This window comes from Streptomyces yongxingensis (assembly GCF_055597465.1).
In genome coordinates, this window is sequence record NZ_CM145717.1 from 9,268,495 (window position 1) to 9,282,605 (window position 14,111).

Annotated in this window: 3 protein-coding genes; all 3 read right to left on the minus strand. The window is 72.7% G+C overall.

Annotated features, from left to right (window positions below; translation table 11 throughout):
• Positions 1 to 38: 38 nt before the first annotated feature.
• Genes mhpA through ACZ6TD_RS39815 form a run of 3 tightly spaced genes read right to left on the minus strand, consistent with a single transcriptional unit; the run spans position 39 to position 14,097 of the window.
• Entirely contained in the window at positions 39 to 1,655 is a 1,617-nt protein-coding gene (gene mhpA / locus ACZ6TD_RS39805; protein ID WP_471345981.1) for a bifunctional 3-(3-hydroxy-phenyl)propionate/3-hydroxycinnamic acid hydroxylase MhpA, read from the minus strand.
• Between the two features lie 17 nt (positions 1,656 to 1,672).
• Positions 1,673 to 2,446, minus strand: coding sequence for an arylamine N-acetyltransferase family protein (locus ACZ6TD_RS39810; protein WP_471345982.1), 774 nt, complete (start codon positions 2,444 to 2,446; stop codon positions 1,673 to 1,675).
• 8 nt (positions 2,447 to 2,454) lie between these two features.
• On the minus strand, positions 2,455 to 14,097 hold the full coding sequence (locus tag ACZ6TD_RS39815) for an SDR family NAD(P)-dependent oxidoreductase (protein WP_471345984.1): 11,643 nt from the start codon (positions 14,095 to 14,097) through the stop codon (positions 2,455 to 2,457).
• Positions 14,098 to 14,111 lie beyond the last annotated feature (14 nt).

The window sequence follows — 14,111 nt, forward strand, 5'->3', positions numbered from 1 at the left end:
GGGGGAAGGGACCAGTCATCTCCAGGCGGGGGAGCGTCTTACGACAGGGCGGGGGCCGGGCTCAGCTGTGTCGCCAGGTCGTCCACCAGCGCGGGGAGTCCGTCTTCGTCCCTCGCGATGCCGAACAGGTAGAAGTCGGGGCGTACCAGCACCGCCAGCGCGTCCATCTCCGACAGGTAGGGCAGGTACCGGCCCTCCACGTCCAGCGTGTCCCGTGGGCTCAAGGAGTCCGTGGGCGTGTCCGCGGGGACCAGGCGCACCAGTCGGGTGCCGATGCTGTCGAGGAACTTCAGGCGTCGCGCGTCCAGCGCCGGGACCACGTCCTCGGCGTAGAGGAGGACGAAGCCGGTGCCCACCACGTCGTCGAAGAGGCCGGTGGTCCCCGCGCGGCGCACTCGCCACTGGGGGCCCGCCTGGCCGGCGTACGGTGCCGGGCGGCCCTGGTCGTCCCGGTGCAGCAGCCCGTCCACGAGCGGCTTCACCACGGAGCGGCGGGCGGCGCTCGGGCCGATGTTGCGTTTGCGCGCGGCCAGCATGGCCGCGTCGCGGTCCGCCGCCGCGGCGGGGTCCGCCATGCACACCACCCGGCCCAGGCCCACCGACATCTCGACCGCGTGCCGCACGTGTGCCCGCCGCTCGGTGGTGTAGGTGTCCAGCAGCGTCGGCGCCGCCTGGCCGCCCAGGACCAGGTCCAGCTTCCAGGCCAGATTGGCCGCGTCACGGAATCCGGAGCACATGCCCTGCCCCGCGAACGGCGGCATGAGGTGTGCCGAGTCCCCGGCCAGCAGCATCCGTCCGGCCCGCCAGCGCTCCGCCCAGCGGGCCTGGAAGGTGTAGACCGCGTGCCGGTCCAGGACACCGTTCTCGGGTGTCACATCGAACAGCCGCAGCAGTTCCCAGGCGCTCTCCACGGTGCCGAAGTGCTCGGGGTCGTCCGCGGGCACCCGCATGAACTCGTACCGCCGGTGGCCGGGGCCCGCGGACACCGCCGTCCGGGGGCGCGCCGGATCGCAGATCTCCAGGTTGTTCGGCCGGAACTCGCGGTGCTCGTGCAACCGCACATCGCAGATCAGCCAGTCGTACGAGAAGTCGAGGTCCGTCATGGTGGTGCCGACACCCGTCCGCACCAGGCTGTTCGCGCCGTCGCAGCCGACCACCCACAGCGCGGTGAGATCCGTCTTCTCCCCGTCCGGGCCGACCACGGTCAACGTCACGTGGTCGCCGTCGTCCGCGAGTCCCACCGCCTCGTATCCGCGCAGGATCCGCAGCGGCGGCAGCGTCGCCCCGTGCTCGATCAGCGCCGACTCCAGAGCGGGCTGATACGCCGACAGCGCCTCCGGCCAGGTGCAGTGGCCCCGGTCGGCCACCTCGTGGTCGATCAGCGTCTCGCCCTTCGTGTTCTGCCAGGCGTGGTCCCGCGCGGGTTCGGTGAACTTGTCGAGCGAGTCGCCGATCCCGGCCGAGGCCAGGATGCGCGCGGCCTCACTGTCGAACCCGACCGCCCGGGGGTGCCGGTACGGCTCCGGCCAGCGCTCCACCACCGTCACCCGCCGGCCGCGCTGGGCCAGCAGCACCGACAGCAGCTGGCCCACCGGTCCGTATCCGACGATCAGCACCTCGGCCTCGAGGCCGTCCGTTTCTCGCGCGGTGTCCACCGCCGTCTCCTTCCCGCTCATGCGCCCGCCAGGATCAGCTCGACCGCGTCCTGGAATTCGTCCGCCTTCACCAGCACCTTGGTGCGCTCCACCCCGTCCTCGACGGTGAAGTAGCGCCTGCCGATGAGCACGATCTTTCCGTTGTCCGTGGCCCGGCTGCGGAAGGTGGTCCCGGCGAGCACCGAGTCCTGTGCGTAGTCGTCCAGGCTGTCCAGCCGCACCGCGTCCCAGCCGGACGGGTCGGCCAGCTCCGGCCGGAACCGGTACACCGGCTGCCAATCGCTCTCCTTGGGCCGCCGTTCCACCACCCGGTAGCCGTCGTGTTCGGTCACGCGGTACGAGCAGCCGTACTGGTGTTGCTCCTCCTCGGACAGGTACAGCGGCTCCGAATACGACGGCCCGGGGAAGCCGACGTCCACGAGGTGGGTCCGGCCATCGAGGTGGACCAGGTCGAAGGTGTGCTCCCGCTCCGGGCCGAAGGTCCCGTTCGCCTGCCGCACCGCCGCGGCCACCATGCGCACGTCGTAGCCGAGTTCCGCCAGCAGCGTGTGGAACAGCCGGTTGAGCTCGTAGCACACTCCGCCATGGCCCTCGGTCACCACATGCTCGAACACCAGGTCCAGCGGGACGTTCGTCAGGTGCCGTGAGGCCGGGAGCCGGTCGGGGGCCGTGGAGTTGTCGTACGGGACCGCCATGAGATGCCGTTTGTGCAGATGACGGAGGGTGTCGAGGGTCGGTGGGGGCGTCCCCTCCACCCCGATGCGCCGCAGATACTTCGCCACGTCGAACATGCTGTGAGTCACCTCTCCGTGCTCTGGTCGTCGTCTTCCGCCGCTTTCCGGGCTGCCACGTGTGGGTCCGTGGTGGTCGCTTCCAGCGCGAGCTGGTCCTGGAGGTGCTCGGCGGCCATCGACGGGGTGGGGTAGTCGAAGAGCATCGCCGCCGCGAGCTGGAGGCCGGTGGCCGCGTTGAGGCGGTTGCGCAGCTCCACCGCGGTCAGCGAGTCGAACCCGATCTCGAAGAGGGCGTCGTCCGGCCCCACCGCGTCCGGGGTGGCGTGTCCGAGGACGGCCGCGGCTTCGGCGCGGACGAGTTCGGTGAGGCGCTGGTGCCGCTGGGTCGGGTCGAGGGCGGCCAGCTGCTGGGCGAGGGACGGGGCGTCGTCCTCGGGCTGGGCCGTGGTGTGGGCGGTGGGGCGGTGGTGGCCGCGTATGAGGGTGCGCAGCAGGGGCGGGAGGGCGCGCGGGCCGGTGTTGTGCTGCAGGGCGGCGAGGTCGAGTTTGAGGGGGACGAGGTGGGGGTGGGCGGTGGCGAGCGCGATGTCGAGGAGGCGCATGCCATCGGCGTCGGTCAGGGGGACGACGCCGCTGTCGCGGGTGCGTTGCTGCTGGGTGGTGGTCATTCCGGCGGTCAGGGCGCTGGTGGTTTCCCACAGGCCCCAGGCCAGGGAGGTGGCGGGGAGCCCGGCGGCGTGGCGTTGCTGGGCGAGGGCGTCGGCGTAGGTGTTGGCGGCGGCGTAGTTGGCCTGGCCGGGGGTGCCGAGGACGCCGGCGGCGGAGGAGTAGACGACGAAGGCGGCCAGGTCGAGGTCGCGGGTGAGGTCGTGGAGGTGGGTGAGGGCGTCCACCTTGGGGCGGAAGACGGTGTCGAGACGTTGCGGGGTGAGGTCGGTGAGCAGGGCGTCGTCGAGGGTTCCCGCGGTGTGGACGACGGCGGTGAGGGGGTGGCCGGCCGGGATGTCGGCGAGGAGGGTGGTGAGTTGGTCGCGGTCGGCGGTGTCGCAGGCGGCGATGCGGACGTGTGCGCCGAGTTCGGTGAGTTCGGTGGCGAGTTCGGCCGCACCGGGGGCGTCGGGCCCCTGGCGGCTGGTGAGCACCAGGTGCCGGGCGCCGTGGTGGGTGATGAGGTGGCGGGCGGTGAGGGCGCCCAGGGTTCCGGTGCCGCCGGTGATGAGGACGGTTCCCTCGGGGTCGAGGGTGAGGGGCTCGGGCGCGGTGGCGGGCGCGGGCGTCAGATGGGGGGTGTAGGCGGTGGCGTCGCGGAGGGCGAGCTGGGCCTCCGTGGTGGCGAGCGCGATGGGCAGGGCCTGGTGGGAGTGGTCGTCGGTGTCGATGAGCTGGATACGGCCGGGGTGCTCGGACTGGGCCGAGCGGACCAGGCCCCAGACGGCGGCCGCGGCCGGGTCGGTGACCTCGGCGGTGTCGTGGACGGCCATGGCGCCGTGGGTGAGGACGACCAGACGGGTGTCCGCCAGTTCGGGCCGGTCCACCCACTGCCGCAGCAGATCCAGGACCCGGGCACAGAGCGCGTGCGTACGGTCGATGGGCCCGGTCTTCTCCGGCACCCAGGCGGACACGTCGGCGACGAGCGCGGCGGGCCGCTCCCCGGCCTCCGCGATCTCCGCGGCCGCCACGGCCTCGGAGACATCGGCATAGCCCGGCGGGGAATCCGGGAGTCGGCTCTCCCCGAGCGTGGCCCACCGCGCTTCCGTGGCGTCGAGCCCGCACTCGGCCCAGTCGACCGCCCACAGGGCATTGCCGCCCGACGCGGCCGACAGGGCGCGCAACTGGTCGGGTGTGGTCTCCCGGAGCTGGAGGGAGCCGATCGTGGCGACCGGCACGCCCTGCGGGTCGGTGATCCGTACGCACAGCCCGTCCCCGTCGGACACCGTCGCCCGCACCCGCACGGCGGTGGCACCCACGGCGTGGAGCCGCACATCGGTCCACGCGAACGGCAGCATCGTGGGCCGCTCACCATCGGCCTGGAAGCAGAAGTTCCCGGCGTGCAGGGTGGCGTCCAGCAACGCCGGATGGATGCCGAACCGCCCGGCCACCCCGGTCTGCTCCTCCGGCACGGACACCTCGGCGAACACCTCGTCGTCCCGCTTCCACACCGCCCTCAGACCGCGGAACGCCGGGCCGTACTCGTACCCGACCTCGGCCAGATGCTCGTAGAACCCCTCGAGGGCGACGGGCTCCGAGCCCTCGGGCGGCCACGGCTGAGCGGCCTCGGGCGCAGGGTCCGTGGCCCCTGCGGTCAGGGTGCCGTTCGCCTTTCCGGTCAGGGTGCCGGTGGCGTGCTCGGTCCACTGCCGCGTGCCCTCCGGGCGCGAGTAGACCCCCACCTTGCGGCGCCCGCGTTCCTCGCCGCCGACGAGCACCTGGACGTGCAGAGTGCCCTCGTCCGGCACCGTCATCGGCCGGCTGATGACCAGCTCTTCCAGGGTGGGGGTGTCCGCCTCGTCCCCGGCGCGCACCGCCAGCTCGACCATGGCCGTACCGGGAAGCAGGACGGTGCCGGAGACGGCGTGGTCGGCCAGCCAGGGGTGGCTGCGCAGGGAGAGACGTCCGGTGAGCAGCACACCCCCGGTGTCGGGCACGCTCACCACGGCCCCGACCAGCGGGTGGCCGGTGTCCTCCAGCCCCACGGCACGGACGTCGCCCGGACCGCCGCGGTCCAGCCAGAACGTCTCGTGTTCGAAGGGGTAGGTGGGGAGCGAGGTTTGGGAGGGTTGTGATCCGGTGTACGCGGTGGGCCAGTCCATTGGTGTTCCCCTGGTGGACAGTTCGGCGAGGTGGGTGAGGAAGCGGGTGGGGGTGTCGTCGTCGCGGCGGAGGGTGCCGGTGACGGTGGTGTGGGGGGTGTTGGTGGTTTCGAGGGTTTCTTGGATGGCGGTGGTGAGGACGGGGTGGGGGCTGACTTCGATGAAGGTGTGGTAGCCGTTGTCGGCGAGGGTGCGGATGGTGTGCTCGAATTGCACGGTTTGGCGGAGGTTGCGGTACCAGTAGCCGTGGTCGAGGGTGTCGGGTTCGATCCATTGGCCGGTGACGGTGGAGAGCCAGGGGGTGGTGCCGGGTTGGGTGGTGACGTCTGCGAGTACGTGGTGTAGCTGGTCTTTGATGGTGTCGACGTGTCCGGTGTGGGAGGCGTAGTCGACGGGGATGATGCGGGCCCTGGTGCCTTGGTCGGTGTAGTGGGTGTGGAGTTGGTGGAGGGCGTCGGTGTCGCCTGCGATGACGGTGGCGTTGGGGCCGTTGTGGGCGGCGATCCAGAGTTTGCCGTGCCAGGGGGTGAGGTCGATGGTGTCGGCGGGGGCGGCGAGGGACATCATGCCGCCGTGTCCGGCGAGGTGGTGGGCGATGGTCTGGCTGCGCAGGGTGACGATTTTGGCGGCGGTCGTAAGGCTGAGGTGCCCGGCGACGCAGGCGGCGGCGATTTCACCCTGGGAGTGGCCGATGACCGCATCCGGGTGGATGCCCACGGACTGCCAGAGGGCGGCCAGAGAGACGACGACGGCGAAGGTGGCGGGCTGGACGACATCGACACGCTCGAGCGAGGGCGCGTCGGGCGCGCCGGTGATGACGTCGATCAGCGACCAGTCGGTGTACGGGGCCAGGGCCTCAGCGCATTCGTGGAGGCGTTCGGCGAAGACCGGCGAGGTCTTGAGGAGTTGGGCTCCCATGCCCACCCATTGGGCGCCTTGGCCGGGGAAGACGAAGACCGTCTTGCCGTGGGTGGTGGCGTGGCCGGTGGTGAGACGGGGGTGGGGTTGTCCGGTCGCGAGGGCGGTGAGGGCGGCCGTGGCCTCAGTGCCCTCGGTGCTGGCGCCGGTGTCGGTGTCGGCGAGGATGATGGCGCGGTGGTCGTGGAGGGTGCGGGTGGTGGCCAGGGACCAGCCGATGTCCACCGGGTGTGCCTCCACGCCGGATTCCAGGTGGTCCAGCAGGCGTTGGGCCTGAGCCCGTAGGGCTGTGGGGGTTTTGGCGGACAGGATCCAGGGGGCGATCCCGCCGGTGGCGACCAGCCCAGGGGTGTCCGTGCCCTCGTCCGCCTTCGGTTCGGGTTCGGGTTCGGGTGCTTGCTCCAGGATGAGGTGGGCGTTGGTCCCGCTGACGCCGAAGGAGGAGATCCCGGCGCGGCGTGGATGGCCGGTGTCCGGCCAGGGGCGGGTCTCGCTCAGCAGGGACACCGCGCCCGACGTCCAGTCCACCTGCGTGGTCGGCTCGTTGATGTGCAGGGACCGCGGAAGCGTGCCCTGCCGTATCGCCAGCACCATCTTGATGACGCTGGCCACGCCTGCGGCGGCCTGGGCATGGCCGATGTTGGACTTCAGCGAACCGAGCCACACCGGCTCGTCCCCCGGGCGGTCCTGCCCGTAGGTGGCCAGGAGTGCCTGGGCCTCGATCGGGTCGCCGAGGGCGGTGCCGGTGCCGTGGGCTTCGACGGCGTCGATGTCCGAGGGGGACAGTCCGGCGTTCGCCAGTGCCTGCCGTATCACGCGCTGCTGCGAGGGCCCGTTCGGCGCGGTGAGGCCGTTGCTCGCCCCGTCCTGGTTGACCGCCGTACCACGGACGACGGCCAGCACCTCGTGCCCGTTGCGACGGGCCTCCGAGAGCCGTTCCAACAGCACAAGACCGACACCCTCGGCCCAGTTGGTGCCGTCCGCACCCTCGCCGAAGGACTTGCAACGGCCGTCCGACGCGAGGCCGCGCTGGCGAGAGAACTCGACGAACGCGCCGGGCTGGCCCATGACGGCGACACCCCCGGCGAGTGCCATCGTGCATTCGCCGGAGCGCAGGGCCTGTACCGCGAGGTGGAGAGCCACCAGCGAGGAGGAGCACGCCGTGTCCACCGTCACCGCCGGACCGGTCAGCCCGAAGGTGTACGACACCCGACCCGACGCCACGCTCGTCGCGCCGCCCACCCCGAGGTAGCCCTCCAAGCCCTCCGGCGCCGCGCCCGGACCGACGCCGTACCCCTGACCGCTGGCCCCGACGAATACCCCGACCTCCTGCCCGCGCAGTGACGTCGGAACGATCCCGGAGCGTTCCAGGGTCTCCCAGGCGGTCTCCAGCAGTACGCGCTGTTGCGGGTCCATCGACAGGGCCTCGCGCGGGGAGATGCCGAAGAAGGTGGCGTCGAATCCGCCCGCGTCGGTGAGGAAACCGCCCTCGCGTACGTAGGACTTGCCCAGAGCATCCGGATCGGAGTCGAACAACTCGGCCAGGTCCCACCCCCGGTCCTGCGGGAACGGCCCGATCGCGTCGGCTCCGGCGGCGACCAGCCGCCACAGGTCCTCGGGGGTGCGGACGTCCCCGGGCAGGCGGCAGCCCATGCCGACCACGACCACAGGATCCTCGGCCTGGTCACGAGCGGTCCGGTCACGCCGCACCGGCCGGGGCATGGCCTCGGCCGTACGCCCGCCCAGTTGGTCGCGCAGAAAGCCGGCGGTGGCCACGGGGCTCGGATGGTCGAATACCAGGGTTGCCGGTAGCCGCAACCCGGTGGCGGTGTTGAGGCGGTTGCGCAACTCCACCGCGGTCAGCGAGTCGAATCCCATGTCGCGGAACGCCTGTTCCGGCCCGATGGGGTCGATCGTGGGGAACCCGAGCACCGAAGCGGCCTCTTCGCGGATCAACTCGACGAGCACACGCTCCTGTTGGGCCGCCGACAGCCCGGCCAACCGCTCGACGAGGCCGCCCTCACCGGCCTTCGGCACCGGCCGGGCGGTACGCCGCGCCGGCCGGACCAGCCCCCGCAGCGGCGGCGGGGGTTCAGTGGCCTCCGCGCCGAGGGCGGCGAGGTCGAACCTCATCGGCACCAGCACCGAAAGACCGGACTCCACCGACCGGTCGAACAGGCCCAGCGCCTCCGTGGTGGACAGCCCGACGATGCCGCCGCGCCGCATCCGGTGCAGATCGCCGGAGCCGAGCCCGGCCGTCATGCCACTGGCCTCCGCCCACATGCCCCACGCCAGCGAGGTGGCGGGAAGCCCGCGCGCCCGCCGCCACTGAGCGAGGCCGTCCAGATAGGCGTTGGCGGCGGAGTAGTTGCCTTGTCCGGGCCCGCCGAGGACTCCGGCGGCGGACGAGTACACCACGAACGCCGCCAGGTCGTGGTTGTCGTGGGTGAGGTCGTGGAGGTGGGTGACGGCGTCGACCTTGGGGCGGAAGACGGTGTCGAGGCGGTCGGGAGTGAGTGCGGTGAGGATGCCGTCGTCCAGGGTCCCGGCCGTATGGACCACGGCGGTCAACGGCCGGTCGGCCGGGATGCCGGACAGGACGGCGGCGAGTTGGTCGCGGTCGGCGGTGTCGCAGGCGGTGATGTCGACGTGCGCGCCGAGTTCGGTGAGTTCGGTGCTGAGGTCCGTGGCACCGGGGGCGTCCGGCCCTCGCCGGCTGAGCAGCAGCAGATGGCGTACGCCGTGCCGGCGGACGAGGTGGCGGGCGATGGTGGCGCCGAGCGCTCCGGTGCCGCCGGTGACCAGGGCCGTGCCGTCCGGATCCAGGGTGCGGGGAAGGGTGAGCACGATCTTGCCGGTGTGCCGCCCCTGGCTCATCCACCGGAACGCCTCGGGGGCACGGGTGATGTCCCAGTGCCGTACGGGCAGCGGCTCGATCCGGCCCGCCTCGAACAGTTCTACCAGCTGGCGCAGCAACTCCCGTACCCGCTCGGCAGGGGCCTCGCCACCGAGGTCGAACGCACGGTAGGTGACCCCTGGATGCCGCCCCCCGACCTCATCGGACTCCCGCAGATCGGTCTTCCCCATCTCCAGGAACCGGCCGCCGGGGCGGAGGAGTCCGAGGGATGCGTCGATGTGCTCGCCGGTCAGGGAGTTGAGGACGACGTCGGCGGTGGGGAAGGTGTCGGCGTAGGCGAGGTCGCGGCTGGAGGCGAGGCGTTCGGCGGGAACGCCGAGCCGGTGCAGGGCGTGGTGTTTGGAGGGGTGGGCGGTGCCCAGGACGGTGGCGCCGAAGTGCTGTGCGAGCTGGACGGCCGCCATGCCCACCCCGCCCGCGGCGGCGTGCACCAGGACCGTCTCGCCCGGCTGGACCCTGCCGAGGTCCTGCAACGCGTACAGTGCGGTCAGATAGGCCACCGGCACCCCGGCCGCCGTGCCGAACGACCAGCCCTCCGGCATCCGGATCACCGTATGGGCGTCGGCGGTGGCCAGCGGGCCGAACGAGCCGGAGAACAGGCCCATCACCCGGTCGCCCACGGCCAGGTCCGTCACGCCCGGGCCGACTTCGGTCACCACACCGGCGCCCTCGGTGCCGATCACCGACCGGCCCGGATACATGCCGAGAGTCACCAGGACATCGCGGAAGTTGAGCCCGGCGGCGCGGACCTCGATCCGTACCTGACCGGCCTCCAGCGGTGCGGTTCCGGCCTCGTCGGGCAGCAGCGCGAGGTTGTCCAGGGTGCCGTACTCGGCCGAGTCCAGGTGCCACGACGGCTGCGCGGGCACCCGCAGGCCGGGCTCGACCCGGGCCAGGCGCGGCACCCACGCCGCGCCACCGCGCACCGCGAGCTGGGACTCGTCCCCGGACCACACACCGGGGGGCAGCTCGGGGAGGTCCTGGTACGTGCCGTCGGCGTCCACCAGGGCCAGTCGCCCCGGGTGTTCGGCCTGGGCCGAACGGACCAGGCCCCAGACCGCGGTGGCGGCCGGGTCGGTGACCTCGGCGTCCCCGTGCACGGCGACCGCCCCGCGGGTGACCACGGCCAGCCGCGTCCCGGTCATCGCGTCGTCGCCGACCCACCGCTGGATCTCCGCCAGCAGGCGGGCGGTGAGCTGCCGGGTCCGTGCGGGCAGCGGTTCGGTGAGGTCGTCGGTCCACGCGCGCGTATCGACCACGAGGACGTCGGGAAGGGTGCTTCCGTCGCTCTCCGCTTCGCCCAGCGGCGCCCAGGAGACCGCGCCGCCGTCCGGCACGGCGTGTTCGCTCCAGCGGACCGTCCACAGCGCGTCGTCGGCCGCGCCGCTCTCCAACTGGGCCGGGTCCACCGCCCGCAGCGTGAGCGAGTCCACCGAGGCCACCGTCTGGCCCGAGCCGTCGGTCAGCCGTACCGCGAAGGCGTCGTCGCCGACCGGGCGGACATGCACCCGGACCGCGGTCGCTCCGCCCGCGTGCAGACGCACGTTGTTCCAGGCGAACGGCAGCAGGGTCACCTGTCGCGCCGGGTCGGGGGGCAGGCAGAAGCTGCCCGCGTGCAACGCGGCGTCCAGCAACGCCGGGTGGATGCCGAACCGTTCGGCCTCCGTGGCGTACGCCTCCGGCAGCGCCACGTCGCCGAAGATCTCACCGTCCCGGCGCCACGCGGCGACGAGCCCGCGGAAGGCCGGTCCGTACGCGTATCCGGCGTCGACGAGCGAGCGGTAGAAGTCCACCACCGGGATCGGCTCGGCCTGCGCGGGTGGCCACTCGCCGACCGCCCCGTCCTGCGGTGCCGGTACCTGCGCGGTGAGCGTGCCGGTGGCGTGCTCGGTCCAGTCCGTGCCCCCGTCGGCGCGGGAGTAGATCCGCACCGTGCGCCGCCCACCCTCGTCCGCGCCCACGACGACCTGCACACTCAGGGCGGTGTCGGCGGGCAGCATCATCGGCTGCCCGATCACCAGCTCCTCCAGCACCGGGGTGCCGGTCTCGTCCCCGGCGCGCACCGCCAGCTCCACCATCGCCGTGCCGGGCACCAACACCGCACCGGAGATGACGTGTTCGCCCAGCCACGGCTGGGCCCGTACCGACAGCCGCCCGCTGAGCTGCACACCGCCCGTCTCCGGCAGCTGCACCACCGCGCCCAGCAGCGGGTGGCCCGCCTCCCCGAGGCCCACCGCGCCCACATCGCCGGACCCGGCGGCCCGCTCCAGCCAGTAGTGCTCATGCTGGAAGGCGTACGTCGGAAGGGCGACGCGCCGGGCGCCGGACCCGGCGAACAACGCGTCCCAGTCCACCGGCACACCGCGTACGTACAGACCGGCGAGCCCGGCCAGCACCGCCTGGGCCTCCTGGACGCCCGGACGCAGGGACGGTACGAAGGCCCCGTCCGCCACCGCGTCCGTATCCGGCAGGCAGTCCTGGCCCATCGCGGTCAGCACCCCGTCCGGGCCGAGTTCCAGATGGGTGCGCACGCCCGCGTCGGCGAGTGTGCGGACACCGTCGAGGAACCGCACCGCGCCCCGCACGTGCCGCACCCAGTACTCCGGGGTGCACAGCTCCTCGGGATCCGCGACCCCGCCCGTCAGGTTCGACACCACGGGCACCCGGGGCGGCGCGTAGGTCAGCCGCGACGCCACCTCGCGGAACGCGTCCAGCATTCCGTCCATGTGGGGGGAGTGGAACGCGTGCGAGACCACGAGCCGCTTGGTCTTGCGGCCCTGCCGCGCCAGCGTCTCCGCCACCGCCGTGACCACGTCCTCGTCCCCGGAGACGACCACGGACGTCGGGCCGTTGACCGCGGCGATGGAGGCCCGGTGCTCCTTCCCCGTGAGCAGGGGGATGACCTCGTCCTCGGCCGCCTCCACCGCGACCATCGCCCCGGTCGCGTCGAGTCGCTGCATCAGCCGCCCGCGCGCCCGCACCAGTGTGCAGGCGTCCGGCAGGGACAGCACCCCGGCCACATGGGCCGCGACCACCTCGCCGATCGAGTGGCCCAGCACATACGCGGGGCGCACCCCCCACGACTCCACGAGCCGGAACAGCGCCACCTCCAGCGCGAACAGCGCGGGCTGGGTGAACTCGGTCCGGTCCAGCAGTGCCGCCCTGGCCGACCCCTCCTCGGCGAACACCACCTCGGCGAGCGAGACCTTGTCGTCCCCGTCCCCGTCTCCGGCGCGCAGGTCGCCGAACTGGGCGCATACGTCATCGAAGGCCCGCGCGAACACCGGGTAGCGGCCGTGCAGTTCCCGGCCCATTCCGGCGCGCTGGCTGCCCTGGCCGGTGAACAGCACCGCGACCTTCCCGGACGCCACGGACCCGGTGACCACCGACCGGGCTGACGCGCCCGCGGCCACCGCCTCCAGCCCCGCGACGGCCTCCTCGGCATCGGCACACAGCACGACCGCGCGGTGGTCCAGCCGGGTCCGGGTGGTGGCCAGCGACCAGCCCACGTCCCGTGGGCCATCGGCGTCCGTCTTCCGCACCTGGGTCAGCAGCCGGGCGGCCTGGGCCCGCAGCGCCTCCGGCGTATGGCCCGAGAGCACCCACGGCACCACGTGGCCGGTGGCGACCGGACCGGGCTCGGCGGACTCCTCCGGCTGTGGGGCGGTGTTCTCCTCCGGGGCCTGCTCGAGGATGACATGCGCGTTCGTTCCGCTGACGCCGAAGGACGAGATGCCCGCGCGGCGTGGGTGTCCCGTCTCCGGCCACGCCCGCCCCTCGGTGAGCAGGGACACCGCGCCCGTGGCCCAGTTCACCTTGGAGGTGGGCTCTTCGGCGTGGAGGGTCTTCGGCAGCCGGCCGTGCCGTAACGCCATGACGGTCTTGATGACACTGGCGATCCCGGCGGCGGCCTGTGCGTGGCCGATGTTGGACTTCAACGACCCCAGCCACAGCGGCTGGTCCTCCGGACGGTTCCGGCCGTACGTGGCGAGAACCGCCTGGGCCTCGATCGGGTCGCCGAGGGCGGTGCCGGTGCCGTGCGCCTCGACCGCGTCCACATCGGCCACCGTCAGCCCGGCGTTCGCCAGCGCCTGCCGGATCACCCGCTCCTGGGAAGGGCCGTTGGGCGCGGTGAGGCCGTTGCTCGCCCCGTCCTGGTTGACCGCCGTGCCCCGGATGACGGCCAGGACGTCGTGGCCGTTGCGGCGGGCGTCGGAGAGCCGCTCCAGCAACACGAGCCCGACACCCTCGGACCAGGTGGTGCCGTCCGCGCTCTCGCCGAACGACTTGCAGCGCCCGTCCGGCGCCAGGCCACGCTGGCGGGAGAACTCCACGAAGGCGGTGGGCTGGCCCATGACGGCGACACCACCGGCCAGCGCCATGGAGCATTCCCCGGACCGCAGCGCCTGCACGGCGAGATGGGTGGCCACGAGCGAGGAGGAGCAGGCGGTGTCCACGGTCACGGCGGGCCCGGTCAGCCCGAGCGTGTACGACACGCGTCCGGAGATGACGCTGCCGGAAGCGCCGACCCCGAGATAGCCCTCCAGGCCCTTGGGCGCCTCACCCGGACCGCCGCCGTACCCCTGGCCGCTGCCCCCGGCGAACACCGCGATGTCCCGGCCCTCCACCGACCGCGGATCCATCCCCGCCCGCTCGAAGGTCTCCCACGCGGTCTCCAGCAGCAGCCGCTGCTGCGGGTCCAGCGACAGGGCCTCGCGCGGGGAGATGCCGAAGAACGCGGCGTCGAACCCGCCCGCACCCTCCAGGAATCCCGCCTCGCGCACATAGGACTTGCCCACCGCGTCCGGATCGGAGTCGAAGAGCGTCTCCAGGTCCCAGCCGCGGTCCGTGGGGAACGGGCCGATCGCGTCCCGCCCCTCGGCCACCAGCTCCCACAGCGACTCCGGGTCGGTCACCCCGCCCGGCAGCCGGCACGCCATCGCCACGATCGCCACGGGTTCGGTGGACTCGGCGATCAGCCGGTCGTTCTCCCGCCGCAGCCGCTCGACGTCCATCAGCGAGGTACGCAGCGCCTTGACCAGGTCTTCCCGGGACGCAGCCATGTGTACTCCTCTCC